The sequence below is a fragment of the Desulfosarcina sp. genome (genome assembly GCF_055467485.1).
Window position 1 is genome coordinate 83,976 of the sequence record NZ_JBUOIV010000012.1, and the last position, 24,391, is coordinate 108,366.

The window sequence follows — 24,391 nt, forward strand, 5'->3', positions numbered from 1 at the left end:
ACCAGTCGGCGCCGAATGGCCCGTGATTTGACAAAGCCAAGCGAGGGAGATTACCAATCATGTCAAAAATGTGCGAAATATGTGGCAAGAAACCCATGGTGGGAAGCAACATCAGCCATGCCCATAACATCACCAAACGCCGGTTCAACCCCAATCTGCAGAGCGTTCGGGCAGTTCATAAGGGGCAGGTGAAAAAGATAGTGGTTTGCGCCCAATGCATCAAATCGGGCAATGTGGTCAAGGCCGCCTAACCCAACCGTTTGACTTCCAGGACCTGCTTGACATGCTTTAGCGACTCCACCACGCGGGTCAGATGTTCCGTGCCCTGGACCGACAGCGTAAAATAGCTGTCCACGGTCTGATTGTCCTGGGTTTCCGTATGGGCACTCAATATATTGGCGCCGCTCTTGCTGATATTGGCCGCCACATCCGCCAGCAAGCCTACCCGGTCTAATGAACGCACGACTATTTTGACCGGGTAGGATTCGGTCATCTCCTGGTTCCATTCCACCTCGATCTGGCGTTCCGGATTCAATTTCATTGCATTGACGCAGGTGGTGCGGTGCACGGTTACGCCGTATCCCCGGGTAATGTAGCCGGTGATCGGGTCGCCGGGCACCGGCTGGCAGCATTTGCCAAAGCGGACCAGGATGTCGTCCACCCCCTTGACCACCACCCCGCCTTTTTCCTTTTTCCTTTTGTCTTTGGCGACGATCTTGTTGAAGAGGGACTCGGTGTCGTCCACCTCTTCCTTGGGCGTGATCTTCCGGATAATCTGCAGCGGGGTGATCTTGCCATAGCCCACGCTGGCGATCAGGTCTTCGGTCTGCTTAAACCCGAAGCTCTCCACAACCTTTTCCATCTCTTCGGTTTTGATCAGGGCATTGAAGTTGAGTCGAAACTTGCGGAAAGCCTTCTCGCACATCTCCCGGCCCAATGAGACGCTGCGTTCCTTTTCCTGGGTCTTGATCCATTGGCGGATGCGGGACCGCGCCTTGACCGTCTTGACAAAATTGAGCCAGTCCTTTGACGGGTGATGCCCTTTGCTGGTGATCACCTCGACGATTTCACCGGTTTGAAGCTCGTATTTCAGGGGCACCATCCGGCCGTTTACCTTGGCACCGACACACTGCGCACCCACTTCCGTGTGGATCAGGTAGGCAAAATCCACCGGTGTGGCTCCCTTTGGCAGCGACTTGATCTGCCCCTGAGGGGTAAATACGTAGACCTCGTCGGGAAAAAGATCGATGCGCACATTCTCAAGAAATTCATTGGGGTCCCTGAAGGCTTCCTGGTTTTCAACCAGATTCTGCACCCAGGCAAAGGTTTTTGAGACATTTTCGTCGATGACCTTGCCTTCCTTGTAGCTCCAGTGGGCGGCGATGCCGGATTTTGCCACCCGGTCCATCTCGTGGGTGCGGATCTGGACTTCGATGCGTTCGCCAAAAGGGCCGATGACGGTGGTGTGCAGGCTCTGGTACATGTTCGGCTTGGGCATGCCGATGTAGTCCTTGAACTTTTTCGCGATGGGACGCCACAGGCTGTGCATGAGCCCCAAGGCTTCGTAGCATTGGGGGATGGTGTCCAGGATGATCCTGAAGGCGATGATGTCGTAAACTTCTTCGAAAGGCAGGTTCTGGTTCATCATCTTCTGGTGAATGCTGTAAAAATGCTTGTAGCGTCCGCTGACCTCGGCGTTCAGACCGTTCTCGTCCAGCTTTTTCTGAATATAGCGCTTGACGGTTTCCACATAGTTCTCCCTGTCCTCCTTGTCCTTGTCCACCCGGCGGTGGATGTCTTCGTAGGCTTCGGGGTTCAGGAATTGAAAGGATCGGTTCTCCAGTTCGTTCTTGATCCAGTAGATGCCCAACCGGGAGGCGATGGGCGCATAGATATCCAGGGTTTCCCGGGCGATCTTCTTCTTTTTGGCTTCACTTTTGTGAAATTGAAGAGTCCGCATGTTATGGAGACGATCGGCCAGCTTGATCAGGATGACCCGGATGTCGTCGGCCATGGCCAGCAGCATCTTGCGAATGCTCTCCGCCTCCCTGGCTTGGGCGCTGTTGAAGGGCAGTTTGCTAAGCTTGGTGACCCCGGAGACGATGTGCAGAACGTCACGTCCGAACATCTCACCGATTTCCTTTTCCGTGGCATGGGTATCCTCGATGACATCGTGGAGCAGGCCGGCGGCGATGCTAACCGAATCCAGCTTCATTTCCGCCAGGATGCCGGCGACCTCCAGCGGGTGGGAGAGGTAGGGCTCGCCGGACAGGCGCACCTGTCCGTCATGGACCCGGGCCGAGAAAATATAGGCCCGGTCGACGATGTCCACGTCCGCATCCGGATGGTTTTCGAGGACCTTGTCAAGGATGTCGGTGATTCGAATCATTAGTATGCTTTTGCAAATACCACACGCGTGTGACTGGGTTTGCCGCAGCAGATGCAGGTCCCCGGTTCCTCTTCGGCCCCCAGCGGGACGCAGCGGATGGTGACGTTGAGATCCGCTTTGATTTTGGCTTCACAGGCGCCCTCCCCGCACCAGTGGGACATGGCAAAGCCACCGTGGATCTCCGGTTTCTCCAGGTTCTTGGGCGTGAACCAGTCATAGAAATCACTGCGGTCATCCACCGTGCGGGTGTGTTCATCCCTGAAACGGCAGGCCCGCTCGAAGAGGTGGCCCTGAATCTCGTCCAGGATGGCCGGCAGCCGGGCCACGAAGGCTTCGCGCTTCATGGCCGTTTTATCGCGATGCGATTTGTCGCGCCGGCCAACGAAAACGGAATCCTCGGCCATGTCCCGCGGGCCGATTTCGACCCGTACGGGGATGCCCTTTTTGATCCAGTCCCAGCCCCGGGCGCCGCCGATATCCCGTTCGTCCACTTCCACAACCAGGTCCCGGCCTGCGTAGACCATCTCCCTTAAGGTCGCGGCCAGTCCATTGACGTAATCCATCACTTGTTGCCGGTCGTCCGGGGTTCTGAAGATGGGCAGCAGCACCACGTGTGCCGGGGCGACCCGCGGGGGCATGATCACGCCGTCGTCATCGCCATGGGTCATGATCAGTCCGCCGATCATGCGCGTGGAGGTGCCCCATGATGTAGTCCAGGCGAAGTCCTCGGTTTCTTTTTCGGTCTGGAACCGGATATTGGAGGCCTTGGCGAAGTTCTGCCCCAGAAAGTGGGAAGTGCCCGCCTGCAGGGCTTTGCGGTCCTGCATCATGGCTTCGATGCACAAGGTGTCCACGGCGCCGGGGAACCGCTCCGCCGCCGTCTTGCTGCCCTCGATGACCGGTATGGCCAGATCGTCCTGGACCATGCGGGTATAAACCTTGAGCATCATTTTCGTTCGCTCGATCGCTTCCGTGTCCGTGGCATGGGCGGTGTGCCCCTCCTGCCACAGGAATTCGCTGGTGCGCAGGAAGATCCTTGTGCGCATTTCCCAGCGCACCACGTTGGCCCACTGATTGATCAGCAGGGGCAGGTCACGGTAGCTGCTCACCCACTTGGAAAAAGAATCGCCGATGATGGTTTCCGACGTTGGGCGGACTACCAGGGGCTCGGTGAGGGGTCCGCCCGGAACCAGTCCGCCGCCGGCCCCTTTTTCCAGCCGGTGGTGGGTGACCACGGCGCATTCTTTGGCAAACCCTTCCACATGCTCAGCCTCCTTTTCCAGAAAACTGATCGGAATGAAGAGCGGAAAATAGGCGTTTTTCACGCCGGTGGCCTTGAACAGCCGGTCCATGCGGGCCACGATGTTTTCCCACAGGGCGTATCCCCACGGTTTGATGACCATGCAGCCGCGCACCGGCGCGCGTTCGGCCATGTCGGATGCCTTGATCACTTCTTGATACCATTCCGGGTAATCTTCATCCCGTGAGGGAGAGATGGCGTTTTTCTGCGGTTTGCCCATGTGTCGTTCCTAACTCTTTCTATCGGTTTCAGAAAACGTTGTCCGCGCAGTTTCGGCGTACCGTTCAAATTCGTCCACGGCTTCCAATACCACTTCCACCAGGCGGTCTTCGGGAAATTTTTTTACGACCTTCCCCTTTTTGAACAGGATACCCACGCCGCATCCGCCGGCCACACCGATGTCTGCTTCGCGGGCTTCTCCGGGTCCGTTGACCACGCAGCCCATGATCGCCAGTTTGACGGGGGTGGTGCGTGTCATCAGCGCTTTTTCCACCTTATCCACGATGTCGAACAAGGGGATATCGCATCGTCCGCAGGTGGGACACGAGATGATTTCCGGTCCGCGGTGGCGGATGTCCAGCGCCCGAAGAATTTCGTAGCCCACCCGGATCTCCTCTACCGGATCGCGGGTGAGCGAAACCCTCAGGGTGTCCCCGATGCCCTCGGCCAGCAGGGTGCCGATGCCCAGGGCCGATTTTACGATGCCCGAATACAGGGATCCGGCTTCGGTAACACCCACGTGGAGGGGCAGGTCGGTCTTTTGCGACAGCAGGCGATATGCCTCGAGGGTTCTGGGCACGTCCGAGGCCTTGATGGATATCTTAATGTCGTGGAAATCCAATTCCTGCAGCAGGGTCGCATGCCGCAGCGCGCTTTGGACCATGCCTGCGGCGGTCACCCCCTTGTGTGCGTCGAGAATGTCCTTTTCCAGGGATCCGGCATTCACGCCGATGCGGATGGGAATCCGGTGGTCCCTGGCGCAATCGACCAGTGCTTTGATGTGCCTTCGGCTGCCGATGTTGCCGGGGTTGAACCGCAGGCCATCGGCACCGCTCCTGGCCGATGCAATGGCCAGGCGATGGTCGAAATGGACGTCCGCAACCAGCGGGATGGTAATTTGTTTTTTGATCCGGGTAATGGCGTCGGCAGCAGATCGGTCCGGGACCGCCACGCGGACGATTTCACAGCCGGCCTGGGCCAGTTGCTTAATTTGCCCCACGGTAGCCGTGACATCATCGGTTTTGGTATTGGTCATGGACTGAACGCTGATGGGTGCCCCGCCACCCACGGCAACGCTACCCACCGTGATGCGGCGGGTTTTCTTTCTGGATACGGATAGAGGCATGGTTGTGTCGGTTATCCCATCCCGCAGAACGGATTCGTTCGCTTTTCGACCCCGATGGCGGTATTGCCCATGTGCCCTGGATAAACCTTGACGTCTTCATCCAGGGTAAACAGCTTGGTCCGGATGCTGTTGATCAGGGTGTCGAAATTGCCGCCGGGGAAATCGGTTCTGCCGATCGAGCCGGCAAAGAGGGTGTCGCCAACAAATACCGCCTTTTTCGGGGCGCCCTCGTTGATGTATTCGACGTAGAGGCAAATGCCGCCGGTGGTGTGGCCTGGGGTGTGAAGCACCTTCAGGGAGTGAGTGCCAAAGGAGATGGTGTCCCCGTCCTCCAGCAGTCGATCCGCTGTGGGTGAGTTTTCCGCCGCCAGTCCCCAGGCGGCCGCCGTGGCCGACAACTGAGTGAGCATCGGGGCGTCGGCACGGTGAATGAGTATATCTGCACCGGTGACATCCTTGAGCCGCTTGTTGGCGCCAACGTGGTCAAAGTGGCCATGGGTGTTGATGATCTGAACGACGGTCAACCTGTCACCTGCCAGGCTGGTGAGGATGCGGTCGGCATCGTCCCCGGGATCAATGACCACGGCCTGGCGCGTCTCTTCACATCCTAAAATGAAACAGTTTGCCTGAATGGGGCCCAGGGCCATTTGACGGATAATCAATGCGTTCCTCCTGACGGAAATAAACCCGGGTGATTGCACATCCCGGGTGATGTTGATGGAATCAGTGGCTGATGTCTGTCTTCAGACGGGCAGCATACCGTTTTCAACATGTAAAATAAATCATTAAGTCCTTTGACCCATGCACTCAGCCCTGGGAACCATCCTCCGGTGTCTTGGGGATGAAGACGATCTTGTCTTCCTTCATGGCCAAGCGGATGCTGTCCAGGATGCCGTTGATGAAGGCGCCGGATTCATCGGTGCCGAAGCGTTTCCCGACGTCTATGGCTTCGTTGATGGTAACCTTGGGAGGAATGTCTGCGCAGAAGAGCAGTTCGAATACGGCGATGCGCAATACGTTGCGATCCACGCAGGACATGCGCGAGAGTTTCCAGTTGCTGGAGAACTGTTCGATCACCGTGTCGATCCGTTTGCGGTTTTCCCGTACCCCGTCCACCAGGCGGTGGAAAAACGGCTGGGTGGGCTTGTCCGGGGCGAAACTGCTGCAGAACTGGGCGACGGGGTCCTCCACCGGGTCCCGGTGCATGTCCATGTAAAACAAGGCCTGCAGGGCGCGCTCTCTGGATAATCGGCGGGTTCCCATAGTCAGCCCTTGTCCACCGTCTCCATCAGGTTGGCCATCTCGATGGCTGATACGGCCGCACTCCAGCCCTTGTTGCCCGCTTTGGTGCCGGCCCGTTCGATGGCCTGTTCGATGCTGTCTGTGGTCACGATGCCGAAAATAACGGGCACCTGAGTCTCCATGCTCACCTGGGCGATGCCTTTGGAGGCCTCGGCGCATACATAGTCAAAGTGGGGCGTGGCCCCGCGAATGACTGCTCCCAGGCAGATGATCGCATGGTATTTGCTGCTTCTGGCCATGCGCTGGGCAACCATGGGAATTTCGAAGGCACCGGGCACCTTGACCAGATCGATGTCCGCGTCGTCGGCACCGCTGCGGGTCAGCGCGTCGATGGCGCCTCCCACGAGTCGGTCGGTAATGAAATCGTTGAAACGGCTGGCGATGATACCGAACCGTTTACCTTTGGCGACCAGGCCGGCTTCGATGATATTCGGCATAGGACGGTTTTCCTCTCCTTATTGATGATTGACGGTTTCTTCAAAACTGAGCGTATGGCCCATCTTAAGCTTCTTGCACTCGAGGTAGCAACGGTTGTGCTCGTTGGGTTCGACCTCGATGGGGACCTGTTCCTCCATGCTGAGTCCATAGCCCTGAAGCCCAACCATCTTTTTGGGGTTGTTGGTCAACAGGCGCATCTTGCGCACGCCGATGTTGACCAGCATTTGGGCGCCAATGCCGTAGTCACGCATGTCGTCCTTGAACCCCAGCTTCAGGTTGGCTTCCACCGTGTCCATGCCCTTGCATCGCTGCAGCTCGTAGGCCTTGAGTTTGTTGATCAGGCCAATGCCCCGGCCTTCCTGGCGCAGGTAGAGAATCACACCGGACCCTTCGGCAGCCACCATCGCCATGGCTTTGTGCAGCTGATCGCCGCAGTCGCAGCGCATGGAACCGAAAATGTCACCGGTCATGCATTCGGAGTGCACCCGCACCATGGTGGGCATTTCCGGATCGATCTCCCCCTTCACCAGGGCGATGTGGGTAAGGTTGTCTATGTCGTTTTCGAAAGCGATCATCTTAAAGTCGCCGCCGTGCAGCGTGGGGATAATGGTTTCCGCGGCCCGGTGAACGAAACTTTCCGTTCGAATGCGGTATTCCACCAGATCGGCGATGGTGCAGATGCCGATGCCGTGCTGCCGGCTGAATTCTTCAAGCGCCGGCATCCGCGCCATGCTGCCGTCGTCGTCCATGATTTCGCAGATGACGCCTGCCGGCCTGAGTCCGGCCAGCCGGGCCAGGTCCACGCTTCCTTCAGTCTGACCCACCCGAACCATGACCCCGCCATCACGCGCCCGCAACGGGAAGATGTGGCCGGGCCGGGTCAGATCGCCGGGTTTGGCGTCGTCGGCCACGGCGGCGGCGATGGTGGTGGCCCGGTCGGCGGCCGAGATACCGGTGGTGACCCCGCATTTGGCCTCGATGGAGACGGTGAATCCGGTTTCAAAAGGGCTGGTGTTGTTTTGCACCATCATGGGCAGGTTCAACTGAGCACATTTTTCGGCGGTCAGTGACAGGCAGATGAGGCCCCTGCCATACTTGGCCATGAAGTTGATGGCTTCCGGGGTCACCTTTTCCCCCGCCATGGTCAGGTCGCCTTCGTTTTCCCGGTCTTCATCGTCGACGAGGATGACCATTTTACCATTACGGATATCTTCGATGGCCTGGTCGATGGTAATTTTTGGCATGGTGGATCTTTCTCCTGCAGTGCGTTGATCGTCGATCGCCTTGTCAGGCGATGGATAATAGGGTTTTCGGCGCGGGGTTGACGAAAACGTCCCCCTTGCCGAGTTGGGTCAGGGCTTTCCTGATCAATCGGCCTGATCAGTCCGAAGGATCAGATAAACCCGGACTTGGCCAGCATGGCCATATCGACGCCGCCATCGGATTTTCCGGACCGACGTCCCGATGGTTCGCGGTTCAGAACAAAGCGTTCAACGTATTTTCCGATCATATCGGTTTCGATGTTGACCGCATCGCCCACTTTTTTCAGGCCGATGGTGGTCAGGCCCGCGGTATGGGGAATGATGCTTACCTCGAACGTGGTACTGTCGCAACGGTTGATCGTCAGGCTGGTGCCGTCCACGGCCACGGAACCCTTTTCAATCATGTATCGGGAAAGGGGTTGGCCTACGCCAAAGGTGATGACGATGGCGTTGGCCACCGTTTTTCTTTCGCGCAGGGTGCCGATCCCGTCGATATGACCCGAAACCAGGTGGCCGTCCAGCCGGTCCGACAACCGCAGTGCCCGTTCCAGGTTGACCCGCTCACCGAGCTTGATGTTGCCCAACACGCTGCGCTTCAGGGTTTCGGGGGAGACGTCCACGGTAAACCGGTTCCCCTGCAGCGTCACGGCGGTCAGGCAGGCGCCGTTTACGGCAATGCTGTCCCCGATGCGGGTTCCTGTGAGATCGAAATCCGAAGCGATTGATATCCGGCTTCCCTGGCCGGACGGGTGGATGGCTGAGATGGTGCCCAGACCTTCAATGATTCCTGTGAACATGTCCGTTAAAATAATGTGTAAACGCTTGTTGTCAATGAATCAAAAGGGTTTCAGATAGCCCTGCAGCATAACGTCCGTGTCGAACCGGTGCACCGACAAATCATGCACGGCGATGCTCTGGTTCATGCGCTCCGGACCCACTCCCCGGCAGATGGGAATCCCATCATCGCCGCCCAATATTTTCGGCGCGTAAAAGAAACATATTTTGTTCACGATGCCGGCTGCAAACGCTGAACCGATGACCGTACCGCCCCCTTCGATCAGCAAGCTGGTGATGCCCATTTCTCCCAGTTGCTGCATCAGTGCCGACAGGTCGATGCGCCCCTCTGTTAACGCGGCGGTGACGACCCGCGCGCCGCTGGCCTCCACTGCCATCTGGCGGTCGGCCGGTGCTTCCGCCCCGCAGACCACCCACGTGGGGGCGGGTGACGTCTGGTGCAGCAGCTTGGACGCCAGCGGGATCGACAAGTGGGTGTCCAGGATGATGCGCGTCGGATCCGAGCCGGCGGCCCCATCCAGGCGCGTGGTCAGGCTGGGATTGTCTTTTTTGACGGTCGAAACGCCCACCATGATGCCGTCGACAGCATGGCGGAGCCCGTGGACGAACTGACGGGAGGCCGGGCCGGTGACCCAGCGAGAGTCGCCGGTGCGGGTGGCAATGCGCCCGTCGAGGGTGGCTGCGCATTTGGCAACCACAAAGGGTCGGCCGGTGGTCACCCAGGTGATAAAGGCCTCGTTCAGTGTCCGGGCCTCTTGTTCGCAAATGCCCGTGGTCACGTCAAGACCGTTGTCCTGCAGGTACGTGTTGCCGCCGCCCCGGACGGCGGGGTTCGGGTCGGCCATCGCCACTACCACGCGCCGGATGCCGGCATCCAGGATTTTGCGGGTACAGGGAGGGGTGCGGCCGAAGTGGTTGCACGGCTCCAAGGTGACATAAAGGGTCGCCCCCCGGGCCTTTTCGCCCGCATGGTCAATGGCGTTGACTTCGGCGTGTGGCCCGCCCGGCCGCTGATGATACCCCCGGCCCACAACCCGGTCGTTCCTGACCAGCACGGCACCGACCATCGGGTTGGGCGAGGTCCAGCCCCGGCCCTTTTCGGCCAGGGCCAATGCCTGCTTCATGTAGCTCAGGTCGTTCATTATCTGGCCGGATGGCTCAACAGGCGCTTGAGTTCCGATACAAAGTCGTTGACGTCCTTGAACTCGCGATAGACGGATGCGAAACGGACATAGGCGATGTCATTGAGTTCGTGCAATTTGACCATGACGCGCTCACCGATCTCGTGGGAAGGGATCTCTTTTTCGCCGGTCTCCCGAAGATCCCGTTCCAGGTCTTCGATGAACTCTTCGATGGTATTTATGCTGATGTCCAGTTTCTGGCAGGCCTTGCGGATCCCTGACCCCACCTTTTCGCGGCTGAAGACTTCCCGGCGGCCATCTTTTTTGATGATCATGATGGGAATCTCTTCAATGTGCTCGTAAGTGGTGAAGCGCCGGCTGCAGTCGATGCACTCCCGTCGGCGTCGGATCACGCTGCCATCCTTGCTCACTCGAGAATCGATAACCTTGTTGTCAAGCTCCCCGCAAAATGGACATTTCATTCAATACCCTCCCGATGGCTGCGTAATGTTGAACCGCGATAGCGAGCGCATTACCCGCCGCTTCCGGCGGGTAAGCGAGCGAACTGAAAATCGATTTTTATCTTTACGGTGACCCCTCCCCGCGGCTTGCCGCGGGGAGGGGTCAATCACCGGCTCATCATGCAACGGATCAGACACTATCCGTTTTCCGAAAACTGGATGGACACCACCGCAGTGGCCGGCACCAGCCGGCGACAGGCCACCCCGGCTTGGTCGAACATCCTTTTTGAGGCACGCACGGAATCGGTGCCGGCATATTTGTCAGACAGGTAGACCACCTCGCGGATTCCCGCTTGGATAATCACCTTGGCGCACTCGTTACACGGAAACAGTGCTGTGTAGATACAACAATCGCCAAGGTTTCCGGGGACACTGTTTAAAATGGCATTGAGCTCCGCGTGGCAGACATAGGGGTATTTGGTGTCAAGGAATTCTCCCTCGCGGCACCACGGCAGGGTGTCATCGGAACAACCGGTTGGAAAGCCGTTATAGCCGACGCCAACGATTCGCTTCTGGCGATTGACGATACAGGCGCCCACCTGGGTGTTGGGGTCCTTGCTGCGCTGGGCCGATAACAGGGCTACGGCCATGAAATAGTCATCCCATGAGAGATAGCCCGATCGCTTGGCCTTGCCGGTAGAAGTCATCACGAATGTTCCTTGTGCCGTCCAGGGCCGTCTGCCTGCGGATAAAGGGGAAATTCATCACACAGCGCCTGCACCCGGCCCTCTGTCTTTTTCAGCAGTGCCTCGTCTCCTGGGTTGCGCAGGACCTCGGCCATGAGGCCGCCGATGATCTTCATCTGCTCGGCCATCATTCCCCGGCTGGTCACGAAAGGGGTGCCGATCCGGATACCGCTGGTCACATGGGGGCTGCGCGTTTCAAAGGGGATGGCATTCTTGTTTACGGTAATGCCGGCACGTCCCAAGGCCTCCTCCGCATCCCTTCCGGTAATGCCCATGCGGGTGAGGTCGACCAGCATGAGATGGTTGTCCGTTCCGCCGGACACCAGATCCAGGCCGTTATCCTTCAGGCAGTCGGCCAGCGTCGCCGCATTGATTACGGTATTTTTCTGGTATTGTTTGAAGGCGGCGCCCAGTGCCTCCTTGAAGGCCACGGCCTTGGCGGCGATGACGTGCATCAGCGGACCGCCTTGAATACCGGGGAATACCTGGCTGTTGATTTTTTTACCGCAGGCTTCCCGGGCCAGGATCAGGCCCCCGCGTGGGCCTCGCAGTGTCTTGTGGGTGGTGGAGGTGACCACGTCGCAATGGGGAATGGGTGAGGGGTGAACCCCGGCGGCCACCAGTCCGGCGATGTGGGCCATATCGACCATCAGCAGCGCCTCGATCGATCGGGCAATTTCCGACAGCGCCTTGAAATCGAAAAACCGGGGATAGGCGCTTGCGCCGGCGACGATCATTTTCGGACGGTGCTGCCTGGCCAGCTGTTCCACCTGGTCGTAGTCGATGGTTCCTGTCTGCCGGTTGACGCCGTAGTGGACAAAGTGGAAAAAACGACCGGAAAAGCTGACCTTGGCACCGTGAGTCAGGTGGCCGCCGTGGGCCAAGTCCATTCCCAGCACGGTGTCGCCGGGTTCGAGCAGGGCAAAGTAGGCGGCCATGTTGGCCTGGGAACCCGAGTGGGGCTGCACGTTGGCGCAATCGGCGCCGAACAGGGCCAGAGCCCGGTCGATGGCCATCTGTTCGGCCCGGTCGACGAACTCACAGCCCCCGTAGTAGCGTTTGTCCGGGTAGCCTTCAGCGTATTTGTTGGTCAGGACGCTACCCTGGGCCGCCATGACGGCCGGGCTGGCGATATTTTCCGATGCGATCAGCTCCAGGTGAGACTGCTGGCGCATCGCTTCGTCCTGGATGACTCGTGCGATCTCAGGATCGGTTTCTCGAATCAAGTCGACAATCATCAGCTTTTCTCGCTTTCCAATCAAATGCTGTCAAACATGTCCAGGCGGCGCTGATGCCGACCCGCCTCGAAGGGGGTTTCCAGCCAGGTCCTCAGGATTTCCAGGGCCAGGACATCACCGATGACCCGGCCACCCATCACCAGGATGTTGGCGTTGTTGTGCCGACGGCTCATGGCAGCGGAGAACAGGTCGTTGCAGAGCGCCGCGCGAACATGCGGGTATTTGTTGGCCACCATGGACATGCCCAGTCCGGTGCCGCAGATGAGGATACCCCGCTCGTACTCGCCCGAGGACACCTTTGCGGCCACGGCCCTGCCGGTCTCCGGATAGTCCATGGAGGCCTCGCTGTGGGTGCCGGCATCGGTAACGGCGATGCCCTGCGCCGTCATTGCCTTTTTGAGCGTTTCCTTGAGCTGGTAGGCCGCATGGTCGCAGCCGATGATGATTCGCTTTGGGCCGGATGCCTCGGTCATGGTCTCTGGTTCCTTTCGGTGGGAAAAGAGTGATCGGTAAAAGGCCTAACGTGTTTACATATCCAGAACCAGCGAACACCGCAAGAAAAAAAAGGGAAGTGTTTAGGTCGGTTATGGGAAAATGAAGGCTGACGGGCAAAGGTGGAGAGGGGGGGCGGATCTCAAACGGACCGTCGGCCATTCAGCTTCGAATTGCAAACCACGATTAAACGTCCCCACGATGCCCCGCTGCAGGTGGCGGGGCATCGTGGGCGTCCGCGGTGTAATTGTCGATGAAGGTCGATGGACGGCCAACAACCGTTTATGGGACGTATCGCTTTACCACGAGGCTGGCGTTGGTACCGCCGAAGCCAAAGGAGTTGGACATGGCGTAGGTGATGTCCGCCTTGCGGGCCACCTTGGGTACGTAGTCCAGATCACATTCGTCACCGGCGTGCTCAAGATTGATGGTCGGCGGGATGATGCCGGTGTTTACGGTCATTACGGTAAATGCGGTTTCGATTCCGCCGGCTCCGCCCAGCAGGTGTCCGGTCATGGACTTGGTGGAAGAAATAGGCACCTTTGGTGCGAAATCCCCGAAGACCTTTTTGATCGCCCGGGTTTCGTAGAGGTCGTTCAGCGGGGTGGACGTGCCGTGGGCGTTGATGTAGTCGATGGCTTCACAGGTAATCCCCGCGCTGTCAATGGCGGCCTGCATGCACCGGATCATGCCGTCGCCGTCCGGAGACGGGGAGGTCATATGATAGCCGTCACCGCTCTGGCCGTAGCCGGCCATTTCCGCCAGAATCGGGGCCCCCCGCTCGAGTGCGTGTTCCAACTCTTCGAGAATCAGCATCCCGGCGCCTTCGCCGACCACGAAGCCGTCACGATCTCGGTCGAAAGGCCTGGAGGCCTTTTGCGGATCGTCGTTGCGGGTGGACAGGGCCTTCATGGAGTTGAAACCGGCAATGCAGGTGGGGGTGATGACCGATTCCACACCACCGGTGATCATGGCGTCGGCCTGTCCGCGCAGGATCGTGTTGCAGGCATCGCCGATGCCGTGGGCGCCGGCTGCGCAGGCGGTGGCCACCGAGATGTTGGGGCCTTTGGCGCCCAGATGGATGGAGATCATTCCCGGGGCCATATTGCCGATGATCATCGGGATGAAAAAGGGGCTGACCCGTTTGGGGCCTTTATCCTGAACGGTGCGGGCGGTTACCTCCAGCATTTCCAGCCCGCCCAGGCCGCATCCGGTGATCACACCCACCCGGTGGCTGTTGGTGCCGTCGATGGTCAGGCGAGCGTTTTCAACGGCCATCCTGGCGGCTGCCACGGCATAGGCGATAAACCTTTCGGTGCGTTTGGCATCTTTTTTGGGAAGAAAATCCTCCGCGTTGAAATGCTTTACCTCCCCCGCGATTTTGGTGATGAAATCAGTGGTGTCGAAACGCGTGATTTCGCCAATGCCGGACCGGCCTTCACACAAAGCCGACCAGGTTTCATCGACGCCGATACCCAGCGGTGTTATAAGTCCCAATCCGGTGATGACGACCCGTCTGCTCAACGATCCCTTCCCTTCTGGTACCCAATACAGTTAACAATTTGAATTTTAATTGTGAATGAAGGTATTCTGTCGTTTTAAGGAAGAATAGCCGATTTTTATTAATTAAAAATTCATCATTCTCAATTCAAAATTAGCTTCAGTGGTTTTTAATGTAGTCGAAGGCGTCTTTGACAGTGACCAGTTTTTCGGCGTCTTCATCTGAAATATCCACGTCGAACTCTTCTTCCATGGACATGATCAGCTCCACCAGATCGAGGCTGTCGGCCCCGAGGTCGTCCACAAAAGAAGCTTCCGGGATCACTTCGGAAATATCCACACTGAGTTTTTCTGCGATAATCTTTTTTACCTTATCTTCAACTGACATGATGTTCTCCTTTCACGAATAAAACAGAATTAAGGGATTTGGGTATTCAGGAAATGAGGAATTAAGAGATTGAGGAATTTTGAAATTGAAAGCATTGAATTCCTCTATTCACAATTCCCCAATTCATTGATTCTCACATATACATGCCTCCGCTCACATGGATGACCTGGCCGGTGATATAATCCGCGGCGGCAGAGGCGAGAAAAGCGACGACCCCGGCAATTTCTTCGGGGGTCCCGATGCGTCCCATAGGGATCTGAGCGGTTATGGCCGCTTTGGCCTTGTCGTCGAGATCACCGGTCATGTCGGTGTCGATATAACCGGGGGCCACCGCGTTTACCGTGATGTTCCGGCTGGCCAGCTCCCGGGCCACGGCCTTGGTCAGACCGATGATGCCGGCTTTTGAAGCCACGTAGTTGGCCTGCCCCGGGTTGCCGGAAACGCCCACCACCGAAGAGATGTTGATGATACGCCCGTAACGCTGTCTCATCATGGCCTTGGCGGCCACCTTCATACAGTTGAAGGTCCCTTTCAGGTTGACATCTATCACCGTGTCCCAGTCGGCTTCCTTCATGCGCACCAGCAGACCGTCGCGGGTGATGCCGGCGTTGTTCACCAGCACGTCGATCCGTCCGGCCTCCTTCAACACAGCGCCCAGGTAGTCGGTGACGGCGCTTTCCGAGGCTACGTCCACCTGGTGGTAGCATGCCTTGCCGCCGCCGGCCGAAATGCCCTTTGCCGTGGTCAGGGCCGCATCCAGATTGCTGCTGTAGTTGAAATAAACTGTGGTTCCCGGGGCGCTCAGGGTGGTGCAGATAGCCCGCCCGATGCCTCGTGACCCTCCGGTTACCACGACGATTCGATTGTCCGGTCCGCTCATGATGCCCTCTCAAAAATGCGGTCGGCGATGCGGTCCATGTCGTCGATCAGCCCCCGGTAGCTGTCTTCCAGCACGGCCAGATTCAACGATGGAATGAATTGATCCGCGGTTTCAGCAGCGACGACGTCGCTGCCCATCACGATTAACCTGATTTTTTCGGACACCAGGCGGGCGCAGGTGTTGGCAAAGACCCGAGCCGTAGCCAGGGTGGTTTCGTCTGCCCGGGTCGCGGCCAGGCGCGCCATGCTCTCCCCCACCTCAACGTGGGTCATCATGTCGGCCAGGGCGAACATGACCTGCTGGTGGCGGGTGAGGCGGTTTTCGTGGGCAAAGTCGATGGTGCGGTTCAACGCCCGTGCACAGGCGGCCAGGGTCCGGCAGCCGGCTCGATTGCAGTCGCCGTGGAGTCCATCCAGCCGCTTGGCTATTTCTTCGTAGAAGGCGCCTTTGGTCTTGCGGGTTTTTTTCCAGCGAAACGTGGATACGATGTTCTGCTGGATCTCACTGGTGCCTTCGTAGATACAGGTTATTTTTACATCCCTTTTGATCTTTTCCACACCGAATTCACTGATGTAGCCATAGCCGCCCAGAGCCTGCATGGCATCGTCCGCCGCCCGGTTGGCGGCTTCGGAGGTGAAGAGCTTGGCGATGGAGCCTTCCACCTGAAAGTCCTCGTCTTCGCTGTCTATTCGGCGGGCGATGGCTTCGATGTGGGCGGCGGCGGCCTTCAGGTTGACCCAGTGCGGGACGATCAGTTTGTTGGTGTAGCCCTTTTTTTCGGACAAGGGGCCGCCGAACTGGATCCGTTCGTGGGCATAGGGGATGGCGATCCCTTCCAGGGCGGCCTCTCCGGCCCCTAAAGCCATTGCCGCCACCATGAGCCGGGTGTAGCCGAACACCTGGTTGGCCTGTTTGAGTCCTTTGCCGGGGACGTCGCCGATCATGTTTTCCACGGGGACATGGACGTCGGTGAAGGTCAGGGGGGAGGTGTTGGATGCCCGGATGCCGTGCTTCTCTTCCCCTTTGTGCTGCTCGAAGCCCGGGGTGCCTTTTTCGACCACGAAAAAGGTCGGGCCTTCGGGGGTCTGCGCCAATACGGTCACGAAATCAGCGTAGCCGCCGGTGGAGATAAACTGCTTGGAACCATTGATCCGGTAGCCGGTAAGCGCGCCGGATTCGTCCATGACCGGCTCGGCCTTGGTCTTGAGCGATGCCAGGTTGCTGCCGGCTTCCGCTTCGGTCACCGCGTAGGCCACCAGGCTGTGGCCTTCGGCAACGGCACCCAGCCACTTCTCTTTCTGGGCTTCGGTGCCGCCGACAATGATGGGGTCCGACCCCAGCTGGATGGCAAAAAAGGCGGTTCCCACACCCAGGCAGATTTTGCTCATTTCCCGGGTGACGGCGCAACAGTCCATGGCGCCGCCGCCCATTCCGCCGTAGGCCTCGGGAATGAACAGCAGCTGGAGCCCGATCTCCGGGCTCAGCATCTCCCGGACGGCGGCTTCGGGGAAAATTTCGTCGCGGTCCCATTCAAGGATGGCTTTTTTGGTAAGCAGTCGTTTGGACAGCTGGCGGACGGTGTCGACCACCATCTGCCGGGTCTCTTCGTCCAAACCCCCTTGCGGGCGATGGGATCCGGTGTCGGTCATGATTGGCTTTTCCTTTGGGGAAATCAGTCCTGACGGTTTCGTAAGATGTTCACTATTTTCTCTACGCTCCACGTCCGGCCACTGCAGCGCATGTCCAGTGCGCCTCCTTCCCCGGGATTCGCCAGCTCTGACTCAGGCTGCTTGCGAAACCGACTGAAGGGGGTGACCCGATAGCAATCAATCAGTCGTCGTCCTTAACGATAACGCTTTTGCCCTTGTACTCGCCGCATTCGGGGCAGGCATGGTGGGGAAGTTTGGCTTCGCCGCATCCCGGGCAGGTTCCCACTGCCGGGGCGTCAATTTTGTCGTGGGCGCGTCGTTTATCCCGTTTTGACTTAGATGTCTTGTGCTTTGGTACAGCCATTAGTAATCTCCTAACCTATTAAAATATTTATAACTATTCCAGAATCAGCCCTGTTTTCAATTGGTTGCGCCTGTAGTAATTAAAAAGCCGGCGAATGTCAAGGCTTTTCCAAAAAATCTTTCCTGCTGCACCCTTGTTCCCCATCTGGGGATGTGATAATGAGGTGGCCTACAGCCGGCCCTGACTGGCTGGTTCCGTTTTCATTGACTGTTATTACGACCGGTTAAGGTCTTCTTGATGTGATCGGAGCGCCACGGGCAGACCGGCGGTTGACTTACGGATTGAAGGCCAGCGGCTGCCGGTGAGCATCGAAACGGCACGACGCGTTGTACCCGGCAAATAACTTGTCGTTTTACTAGATATGCCATTTGTAGCCAGGTCAAGAACGACTAACATAAGGTAGAATAACATGGAAACCATCGTTACCCGATTTCCCCCGAGTCCTACGGGTTACCTGCATGTGGGCGGTGCCCGTACGGCTTTGTTCAACTGGTTGTACGCCCGGCAGAACAAGGGCAAGTTTGTCTTGCGCATCGAAGATACGGATGCAGTGCGTTCCACCCAGGCATCCGTGGATGCCATTTTCGAAGCGATGCGCTGGCTGGAACTGGACTGGGACGAGGGGCCCTATTTTCAAACCCAACGGTTCGACCTGTACCGGGAATACCTCCAAAAATTGCTGGAATCGGGGGACGCCTACTACTGCACCTGCACCCAGCAGGAGGTGGAGGCCATGCGCCAGAAGGCCATGGCCGAAGGCGGAAAGCCCAAATACGACGGTCGCTGCCGGGAACGCGGCCTGAAAAAGACCGACAACGCCGTGATCCGCTTCAAGGCCCCCCTTGCCGGCACGACGGTGGTGGAGGACGTGATCAAGGGCAACATCGTTTTCCAGAACACCGAGCAGGACGATTTTGTGGTCTGCCGAAGCGACGGAACGCCCACGTACAATTTCGTGGTCGTGGTGGACGACATCACCATGGGCATCAACACGGTGATCCGTGGAGACGACCACGTAATGAATACACCCAAGCAGATTCTTTTATACCGGGCGCTTCGATCGCCGTTGCCCGTGTTCGGCCATGTGCCGATGGTGCTTGGAAAGGATAAGACCCGGCTCAGCAAGCGCCACGGCGCCATGTCGGTGACCGCCTACCGGGACATGGGCTTCCTGCCGGACGCCTTTATCAACTACCTGGCCCGGCTGGGATGGTCCCACGGCGACCAGGAGTTCTTCACCCGCCAGGAACTGGTGGAAAAATTCAGCCTGAAGAACATCGGCAAATCCGCCGGTGTGTTCGACACGGACAAGCTCACCGCCTTAAATGCCGACCACATCCGGGCCGCGTCTGCCCGGCAGCTCGCCCCACGGGTGCTGCCTTTCTTAGCGGAAAAGGGTTACGATGCCGCCGATGACGACTATCTGGCGGGTGTCATCGGCACCCTGCATACCCGCAGTAAGACGCTGGTGGAGATGGCCGACGGCGCCCATTTTTACTACCGTGAGGATGTACGACCCTACGACGACAAGGCGGCCAAAAAGTTCCTGAAGCCGGAGGCGGCGCAGGTGCTTATCCTGCTTGCCGAACAGCTGGAGGCGCTGGACAACCTGTCGGAAAAGACACAGGAAGGTGCCTTTCAACGAGTGATGGATGAAACCGGCCTGGGCTTTGGCAAGATCGCCCAGCCGGTGCGGGTCGCCCTGACCGGCACGAGCGTGAGCCCCGGCATCTTTGAAATGATAGAAGTGCTGGGTAAGGGCCGGGTGCTGGCAAGGCTGAAAACGGCGGTCGCATTTATCGAGTCCATGGAGGATAAATAAATTCCAAATCCCAATGTTCAGATCTCAAACCAATTCCAAATTCCATTATCGAATTTATAATCAAAAGGGGGACGAGTCTTGTTTGGGATTTGGTGCTTGTGATTTGAGATTTCATACTCGGCCCGCGTCCTCCCGACTGCCGCCGCATCCCAGCCGGTGTTGGCAATTTGGTCTTGACTCCCCTGCCGCTTTTGTGTAAACGGGCACCTACCCGTCACTGGGGGATCGTCTAATGGTAGGACAGCGGACTCTGACTCCGTCAATCAAGGTTCGAATCCTTGTCCCTCAGCCACTGCACATCAAAGGCTTACGGCATCCGCTGTAAGCCTTTTTTGGTTTTGACGACCGACAACGATCTGGGTGCAACACCGCTTACTACGAGCCCCCCTGCCGGCTGCGGCCCGGTGTGTCGGCGCCTGCATCATCGGTTGTGGTGACGGAAACGGTGGCTGACATGCATGCAGCGGCGGGACGGTTGTTGTTTAGAAACCATTCATGCCTATATTTTGCTGGCAAACCACACCTCGAATTTCGGACTAAGGAGGTTTTCATGACACGTCTTGAACGTCACCAAGCAAAAATGCGCGTCCGCCTTGGCGGGTGTCTTGCACTGGTTGCCTTCGTTCTGATGGCTGCCGGATGTTCTAAAAATTACGGTCATTTCTCCAAGAGCGCCGAGGTCGATCGCGCATTTCGCCAGGGAAATCACCAGGCCGACTACCAGTATTTTTATGCGGGCAGAGACAATATGCCCTATGCCATCATCGGCATCGACCGCAGCTACACCGTTCCATCGCGCTACTGGGTTCCTTTTGACCCGGAACCGGAAATGCTCAGGAAAATGAGTGGCAATATTTACGGGAAGCTTTCATCCGATCCTGCCGGGTATCATATTCTGGACCCTGACGGAACGATCATCGGTGTCTGGTTTTCCAATGTCTACAACTATAGCGTGAGCGTCGATCAGCAAAACCGGACGGTCGAAGTGCTGTTTCCAAACCCGGAAAACAGCCGCAGCCTCTCGATCGGATTGAGCGGTCATGGCGATTGGCAATGAAATCGGATTGCTTGACCGGGCAAACCGGGTTGCCGCCCCATCCCGTTCGCGACAGGGTGGGGACCCCAGCCCGGCTGAATTGCCGACAGTATTAAATTTGATCGACACCCAATCGAAGTGGCAATAAAGCGGGTATCCGAATGCAGGCAGTTAAGCCGATACAATTTAACGATGGCGGGAGACCCGGATGAAATCGATCTATTTCCTCAGTTTCAACATGATTTCATTCGTTCCCTACGCCTTCGGTTTTTTAAAGAGCTACGCCCGGCAGAACCCCCTGATCGCTGCGGCCTACCGCTGGCATCCGCCGTTGACCACACCGCAGCCGGTCGATGCCGTGGCGGCGGCTATCCATGATCCCGACCTGTTGTGCCTCTCCTGTTACGTCTGGAATCACAACCACCAGATGGCCATCGCCCAACAGGTGAAAAAGAACTATCCAGGGTGTCTGGTGGTCTGCGGCGGGCCGCACGTCCCCGACCGGCCCGGCGACTTTTTTTCACGGTTTCCCCAGGCGGACGTCCTGGTCCACGGGGAGGGGGAGATTCCCTTCGTTCGCCTGTTGGAGGAACTGCTCGAGGAGCATCCCGATTTCGGGCGCCTGGAGGGGATATCGTTCAACCAATCCGGCACCACCGTCACCACCCCCATGGGGAAGCGGCTGGGCAAAGACCTGCCGGTGCCCAGTCCCTATTTAAACGGCGACCTGGATCCGTTTATCGGGGAGGAATTCGGCAACCGGATCGCGCTGTGGGAAACCAACCGGGGATGTCCCTTTGCCTGCTGTTTCTGCGACTGGGGTGTGCGCACCAAAAACAAGGTCCGCCTGCACGCGATGGATCGGATCGCCGAAGAAATCGACTATATGGCCGAGAAGGGCGTCGCCGACATCTACATCACCGACTCCAATTTTGGTCTGTTCAAGCGGGATCTTGAGATCGCCCGGCTTCTGGTCGCTGCGCGCCATCGAACCGGATTCCCCAAGCGCGTCCGGATCCAGTTCGCCAAGACGTCCAATGACACGGTGTTTGCCATCAGCCGGCTGTTGTTCGAAAACGACATGCTCTGGGGAACGACGTTGTCGATGCAAAGCGTCGATGTGGATGTGCTGGAGGCGGTGGCGCGGCCCCATGTCGATATCGGCGTGTATGCCGAACTGAAAAACCGTTATCAGCGGCACCATATCCCCACCTACACGGAGCTGATCCTGGGGCTTCCCCAGGAAACCCGGGAGACATTTGTGGAAGGCATCGGCCGGCTGCTGGAAATCGGCATGCATGACGACATCCGGGTATTCGAACTGGCCCTTTTGCCCAATGCGCCCCTCAGCCAGCCCGGCATGCGCGAACGATACGGCCTGCAGACCCGATTCAAACCCATTCGGATTACCGAGGCCGGTTTTCAAAGAGAGGTCGTGGAACTGGTTTTCGGCACCCGGACGATGCCCTATGCGGACTGGGCTTACTGCCTGCTGTTTGCCGAGATGATTCAAGCCCTGCACAACGGGGCCTTTACGCGGTTTGTCGCCATCTACCTGGATCGTGAAGGACGGTTGTCCTACCGGCAGTTCTATGACGGGCTCCTCGGTCACCTGCTGGCAAGTGCCAGGGGCATCGGGCGCGCGTTCAACCGTCTCAAACAGCTCATCGACGATTACCACGCGGATCCGGACATGCCCCAGGTCAACCGGATCCTCACCCAGCCGGATATGCTGCAACTGTTGCGGCGGTATCACCCGACCCGCAGGGGCTGGCCGTTGTGGACCTGGCTGTGGCTGAGCATCTGTGAGGACCGGACAGAATTTTACCGGTCGGTGGCCGACTTTCTGGCTTCACGGGGAATCGAACGCGATCCATCGCTGGATGACCTGTGGCATTACCAGCAGGCGATCATGCTGGCACCGGAATATGATCCCGGACGCGGCAAAACCATCATCTGCCGATACAACTGGCAGGACTATTTTTTCGAAGCGGCAGATCTGGCGCCCGCGGAAACCATCCTTCACTTTTCGGACACCCACATGGGGCCCGGGCGTCAATACCCCCTAGTTGCCGGTGACCGGCAGGCCTTTGTGACGGCAGCCGTCGGGTATTCCTACCCCTATTCGAAATTCAGGCATTTTTTTCACCAGCAGCTTTCGACGTGCGAATAATACCATTTAAATTCACAACAACGGTTTTCGGCCGTGGTCGTGCATCATGCAGCCGCCGTTTTTTGCACCTGGAAGCTGCACGGATACGCCCGCCTGATATCCCCCCGGTATAGATTCTGTCGAACGTTCTTCCGGGCCGCTTTCCGGCTTCTCTTTCCAGCCATTTGTCCGCTTTCAGTTGTCAAACGGTACCTGAAACCCCAAAAGTGATGTTAAGCCTAATTATAGGTAATTAAACATAGAAATATTTCTTTAACGATTAATTGCAGGTTATTAGTGTTAATAACACCAAATATGACGACTGGTAGCGCAGGCTCCCCATGATGTAGTGTCGTTTCCCGCCAAACGGTCGTCTGCGGCCATGATGAACAGCGTCCCCAATGCTGTTCACATAGGTAAAAATGCTTGACAGGCTCAAGTGCTGCTGGTAGAAATCCACTAAATTATTAGGTGTATATCTGCGGTTGTGTGAAATTGTGATGTAAATTCAATTGTTTTATCACAAACCGCCCGCTCTTTCAGAACCTGCTTTGAAAATGGATTTTTTTGTATTTTAAGATTTCAGGTATTCTTTCCTTCGCTGAGGACCTGAAATTTTAAAATAAATACCAATGGAAAGGAGGTGGTTCAAGAGCAACGCGCAGTACCTGTAATACGCAATACAATGACAATTATTAGGTTGCAGTAAATCAGATTAAAATCGTTAAGGAGGAAAGACCCAGATGAAAAAACTATTTATCATTTTTGCCATCCTTTGCCTGGCCGCTCCGGCCATGGCCGCCGATTGGAACTTTTACGGCAGCGCCCGTATGGCCACTTTCAGCGTGGATGTGGATCCCGACACCGGTGCAGACAGCGATACCGACACCCAGTGGGCCCAGCAGGGCAACAGCCGTATCGGCGCGACCGTCAAGTTCAACGACGAGATCGGCGGCGGGTTCGAAATGAGCGACTCCTTCGGTAAACGTAAACTTTACGGTACCTACAACTTTGGTGCCGGCCAGCTGCTGCTCGGCCAGACCTACGCTCCCAGCGCCATCTTCGCCTCCAACAGCGTCTTCGACGGTGACGGCGACCTGCTCGGCATCGGTGAGTTCTACGAAGGCCGTGTTCCCATGATCCAGCTGTCTTTCGGCGGCTTCAAGCTGGCCTTCATTACCCCCAGCACCGTTGGCCCGACCACTGATACCGACACCACCCTTCCCAAAATCGAAGCAGGCTACACCTTCAAAGCCGACATGTTCTCCATCACGGGTTTTGCCGGTTACAACTCGACCACCGATGAGGGTACCGCACTTGGCGATCTCGATTACGACTCCTACGTTGCCGGTATCGGCGTCGGCCTGAACTTCGGCCCGCTTTTTGTCAACCTGGGTGGCCACATCGGCCAGAACCTGGGCAACTACGGCGCCTACCAGCCGTATCTTAACGACGATGCCGCTGTTGGGGCTACCGACGTTGTAGACAACGACGGTCTGGGCTACCTGGCGGTTGTCGGTTTCAAAGCCTCCGACATGTTCACCATCGAAGCTGGCTACGGTCATGAAGAAACCGAGCTGGACGATGGCCTCAACAATACACAAGAGGCTGATCAGATCTACGTGAACGCCACGATCAACATCACCAAGGGCTTCTTCATCGTCCCCGAAGTTGGTATGATTAAAACCAGCCAGGACGCCGCCCCGCAGGA

Annotated in this window: 23 protein-coding genes and 1 tRNA gene; 6 read left to right on the plus strand and 18 right to left on the minus strand. The window is 57.5% G+C overall.

The genetic code is table 11. The features are described 5' to 3' along the window. The first annotated feature begins 59 nt into the window (after positions 1 to 59). Positions 60 to 251: a 50S ribosomal protein L28 gene (gene rpmB / locus ACZCED_RS08320; RefSeq protein ID WP_464860603.1), complete on the plus strand. Its 192-nt coding sequence runs from the start codon at positions 60 to 62 to the stop codon at positions 249 to 251. Here rpmB and ACZCED_RS08325 read toward each other — a convergent pair. The 18 genes from ACZCED_RS08325 to rpmF all read right to left on the minus strand — a co-directional run bounded on the left by ACZCED_RS08325 (position 248) and on the right by rpmF (position 17,670). Continuing rightward, on the minus strand, positions 248 to 2,389 hold the full coding sequence (locus ACZCED_RS08325) for a RelA/SpoT family protein (protein ID WP_462971731.1): 2,142 nt from the start codon (positions 2,387 to 2,389) through the stop codon (positions 248 to 250). The genes rpmB and ACZCED_RS08325 overlap by 4 nt on opposite strands. Next, a complete protein-coding gene (gene proS, locus ACZCED_RS08330) occupies positions 2,389 to 3,909 on the minus strand; it encodes a proline--tRNA ligase (protein ID WP_462971732.1) in 1,521 nt (506 codons plus the stop codon). The genes ACZCED_RS08325 and proS overlap by 1 nt, the downstream gene beginning before the upstream one ends. A gap of 9 nt (positions 3,910 to 3,918) precedes the next feature. Beyond that, positions 3,919 to 5,034: a flavodoxin-dependent (E)-4-hydroxy-3-methylbut-2-enyl-diphosphate synthase gene (gene ispG, locus ACZCED_RS08335; protein WP_462971733.1), complete on the minus strand. Its 1,116-nt coding sequence runs from the start codon at positions 5,032 to 5,034 to the stop codon at positions 3,919 to 3,921. Positions 5,035 to 5,045: 11 nt separating this feature from the next. Then, on the minus strand, positions 5,046 to 5,696 hold the full coding sequence (locus ACZCED_RS08340; RefSeq protein ID WP_464860604.1) for an MBL fold metallo-hydrolase: 651 nt from the start codon (positions 5,694 to 5,696) through the stop codon (positions 5,046 to 5,048). Between the two features lie 145 nt (positions 5,697 to 5,841). Further along, positions 5,842 to 6,297, minus strand: coding sequence for a transcription antitermination factor NusB (nusB, locus tag ACZCED_RS08345; protein ID WP_462971735.1), 456 nt, complete (start codon positions 6,295 to 6,297; stop codon positions 5,842 to 5,844). Positions 6,298 to 6,299: 2 nt separating this feature from the next. Further along, positions 6,300 to 6,773 carry a 6,7-dimethyl-8-ribityllumazine synthase gene (gene ribH / locus ACZCED_RS08350; RefSeq protein WP_462971736.1) on the minus strand — a complete coding sequence of 158 codons (474 nt, stop codon included), beginning with the start codon at positions 6,771 to 6,773 and terminating at the stop codon, positions 6,300 to 6,302. An 18-nt stretch (positions 6,774 to 6,791) separates the two neighbouring features. Next, complete coding sequence (locus ACZCED_RS08355; RefSeq protein ID WP_462971737.1) at positions 6,792 to 8,018, minus strand: bifunctional 3,4-dihydroxy-2-butanone-4-phosphate synthase/GTP cyclohydrolase II; 1,227 nt, start codon at positions 8,016 to 8,018, stop codon at positions 6,792 to 6,794. A gap of 149 nt (positions 8,019 to 8,167) precedes the next feature. Beyond that, complete coding sequence (locus tag ACZCED_RS08360) at positions 8,168 to 8,833, minus strand: riboflavin synthase (RefSeq protein ID WP_464860605.1); 666 nt, start codon at positions 8,831 to 8,833, stop codon at positions 8,168 to 8,170. Between the two features lie 39 nt (positions 8,834 to 8,872). Continuing rightward, positions 8,873 to 9,973, minus strand: coding sequence for a bifunctional diaminohydroxyphosphoribosylaminopyrimidine deaminase/5-amino-6-(5-phosphoribosylamino)uracil reductase RibD (gene ribD, locus ACZCED_RS08365; protein WP_462971739.1), 1,101 nt, complete (start codon positions 9,971 to 9,973; stop codon positions 8,873 to 8,875). Continuing rightward, on the minus strand, positions 9,973 to 10,434 hold the full coding sequence (nrdR, locus tag ACZCED_RS08370; protein ID WP_462971740.1) for a transcriptional regulator NrdR: 462 nt from the start codon (positions 10,432 to 10,434) through the stop codon (positions 9,973 to 9,975). The genes ribD and nrdR overlap by 1 nt, the downstream gene beginning before the upstream one ends. Before the next feature lie 176 nt (positions 10,435 to 10,610). Continuing rightward, positions 10,611 to 11,120 carry a deoxycytidylate deaminase gene (locus ACZCED_RS08375; RefSeq protein WP_462971742.1) on the minus strand — a complete coding sequence of 170 codons (510 nt, stop codon included), beginning with the start codon at positions 11,118 to 11,120 and terminating at the stop codon, positions 10,611 to 10,613. Further along, positions 11,120 to 12,397, minus strand: a complete 1,278-nt coding sequence (glyA, locus tag ACZCED_RS08380; protein WP_464860606.1) for a serine hydroxymethyltransferase — start codon at positions 12,395 to 12,397, stop codon at positions 11,120 to 11,122. Before glyA ends, ACZCED_RS08375 begins: the two co-directional genes overlap by 1 nt. Before the next feature lie 20 nt (positions 12,398 to 12,417). Next, on the minus strand, positions 12,418 to 12,870 hold the full coding sequence (gene rpiB / locus ACZCED_RS08385; protein WP_464860607.1) for a ribose 5-phosphate isomerase B: 453 nt from the start codon (positions 12,868 to 12,870) through the stop codon (positions 12,418 to 12,420). A 301-nt stretch (positions 12,871 to 13,171) separates the two neighbouring features. Next, positions 13,172 to 14,413, minus strand: a complete 1,242-nt coding sequence (gene fabF, locus ACZCED_RS08390) for a beta-ketoacyl-ACP synthase II (protein WP_464860608.1) — start codon at positions 14,411 to 14,413, stop codon at positions 13,172 to 13,174. A 136-nt stretch (positions 14,414 to 14,549) separates the two neighbouring features. Then, the gene (gene acpP / locus ACZCED_RS08395; protein ID WP_464860609.1) at positions 14,550 to 14,777 is read right to left on the minus strand and encodes an acyl carrier protein; all 228 of its coding nucleotides are present in this window, start codon (positions 14,775 to 14,777) and stop codon (positions 14,550 to 14,552) included. A 133-nt stretch (positions 14,778 to 14,910) separates the two neighbouring features. After that, a complete protein-coding gene (gene fabG / locus ACZCED_RS08400; RefSeq protein ID WP_464860610.1) occupies positions 14,911 to 15,657 on the minus strand; it encodes a 3-oxoacyl-[acyl-carrier-protein] reductase in 747 nt (248 codons plus the stop codon). Then, positions 15,654 to 17,306: an acyl-CoA dehydrogenase gene (locus tag ACZCED_RS08405; protein WP_464860611.1), complete on the minus strand. Its 1,653-nt coding sequence runs from the start codon at positions 17,304 to 17,306 to the stop codon at positions 15,654 to 15,656. Before ACZCED_RS08405 ends, fabG begins: the two co-directional genes overlap by 4 nt. 181 nt (positions 17,307 to 17,487) lie before the next feature. Beyond that, complete coding sequence (gene rpmF / locus ACZCED_RS08410; protein ID WP_319260488.1) at positions 17,488 to 17,670, minus strand: 50S ribosomal protein L32; 183 nt, start codon at positions 17,668 to 17,670, stop codon at positions 17,488 to 17,490. Positions 17,671 to 18,079: 409 nt separating this feature from the next. Here rpmF and gltX point away from each other — a divergent pair, with 409 nt between their 5' ends. The 5 genes from gltX to ACZCED_RS08435 all read left to right on the plus strand — a co-directional run. After that, positions 18,080 to 19,492, plus strand: coding sequence for a glutamate--tRNA ligase (gene gltX / locus ACZCED_RS08415; RefSeq protein ID WP_464860612.1), 1,413 nt, complete (start codon positions 18,080 to 18,082; stop codon positions 19,490 to 19,492). Positions 19,493 to 19,710: 218 nt separating this feature from the next. After that, a tRNA-Gln gene (locus ACZCED_RS08420) sits at positions 19,711 to 19,784 on the plus strand. Between the two features lie 258 nt (positions 19,785 to 20,042). After that, on the plus strand, positions 20,043 to 20,549 hold the full coding sequence (locus ACZCED_RS08425) for a hypothetical protein (protein WP_464860613.1): 507 nt from the start codon (positions 20,043 to 20,045) through the stop codon (positions 20,547 to 20,549). A 187-nt stretch (positions 20,550 to 20,736) separates the two neighbouring features. Next, positions 20,737 to 22,701 carry a B12-binding domain-containing radical SAM protein gene (locus ACZCED_RS08430; RefSeq protein ID WP_464860614.1) on the plus strand — a complete coding sequence of 655 codons (1,965 nt, stop codon included), beginning with the start codon at positions 20,737 to 20,739 and terminating at the stop codon, positions 22,699 to 22,701. 722 nt (positions 22,702 to 23,423) lie between these two features. Further along, the coding region (locus ACZCED_RS08435) for a porin family protein (protein ID WP_464860615.1) at positions 23,424 to 24,391 on the plus strand (968 nt) is incomplete at its 3' end.

Excerpts from the sequence above, each read along its gene's own strand:
- ACZCED_RS08325 (WP_462971731.1), bottom strand. The coding sequence starts at position 2,389 with ATGATTCGAATCACCGACATCCTTGACAAGGTCCTCGAAAACCATCCG.
- nrdR (WP_462971740.1), bottom strand. The coding sequence starts at position 10,434 with ATGAAATGTCCATTTTGCGGGGAGCTTGACAACAAGGTTATCGATTCT.
- ACZCED_RS08355 (WP_462971737.1), bottom strand. The coding sequence starts at position 8,018 with ATGCCAAAAATTACCATCGACCAGGCCATCGAAGATATCCGTAATGGT.
- ribD (WP_462971739.1), bottom strand. The coding sequence starts at position 9,973 with ATGAACGACCTGAGCTACATGAAGCAGGCATTGGCCCTGGCCGAAAAG.
- ACZCED_RS08425 (WP_464860613.1), top strand. The coding sequence starts at position 20,043 with ATGACACGTCTTGAACGTCACCAAGCAAAAATGCGCGTCCGCCTTGGC.
- rpiB (WP_464860607.1), bottom strand. The coding sequence starts at position 12,870 with ATGACCGAGGCATCCGGCCCAAAGCGAATCATCATCGGCTGCGACCAT.
- acpP (WP_464860609.1), bottom strand. The coding sequence starts at position 14,777 with ATGTCAGTTGAAGATAAGGTAAAAAAGATTATCGCAGAAAAACTCAGT.
- fabG (WP_464860610.1), bottom strand. The coding sequence starts at position 15,657 with ATGAGCGGACCGGACAATCGAATCGTCGTGGTAACCGGAGGGTCACGA.
- nusB (WP_462971735.1), bottom strand. The coding sequence starts at position 6,297 with ATGGGAACCCGCCGATTATCCAGAGAGCGCGCCCTGCAGGCCTTGTTT.
- ispG (WP_462971733.1), bottom strand. The coding sequence starts at position 5,034 with ATGCCTCTATCCGTATCCAGAAAGAAAACCCGCCGCATCACGGTGGGT.
- ACZCED_RS08405 (WP_464860611.1), bottom strand. The coding sequence starts at position 17,306 with ATGACCGACACCGGATCCCATCGCCCGCAAGGGGGTTTGGACGAAGAG.
- ACZCED_RS08430 (WP_464860614.1), top strand. The coding sequence starts at position 20,737 with ATGAAATCGATCTATTTCCTCAGTTTCAACATGATTTCATTCGTTCCC.
- gltX (WP_464860612.1), top strand. The coding sequence starts at position 18,080 with ATGGAAACCATCGTTACCCGATTTCCCCCGAGTCCTACGGGTTACCTG.
- proS (WP_462971732.1), bottom strand. The coding sequence starts at position 3,909 with ATGGGCAAACCGCAGAAAAACGCCATCTCTCCCTCACGGGATGAAGAT.
- ACZCED_RS08360 (WP_464860605.1), bottom strand. The coding sequence starts at position 8,833 with ATGTTCACAGGAATCATTGAAGGTCTGGGCACCATCTCAGCCATCCAC.
- rpmB (WP_464860603.1), top strand. The coding sequence starts at position 60 with ATGTCAAAAATGTGCGAAATATGTGGCAAGAAACCCATGGTGGGAAGC.
- rpmF (WP_319260488.1), bottom strand. The coding sequence starts at position 17,670 with ATGGCTGTACCAAAGCACAAGACATCTAAGTCAAAACGGGATAAACGA.
- ACZCED_RS08375 (WP_462971742.1), bottom strand. The coding sequence starts at position 11,120 with ATGACTTCTACCGGCAAGGCCAAGCGATCGGGCTATCTCTCATGGGAT.
- ribH (WP_462971736.1), bottom strand. The coding sequence starts at position 6,773 with ATGCCGAATATCATCGAAGCCGGCCTGGTCGCCAAAGGTAAACGGTTC.
- glyA (WP_464860606.1), bottom strand. The coding sequence starts at position 12,397 with ATGATTGTCGACTTGATTCGAGAAACCGATCCTGAGATCGCACGAGTC.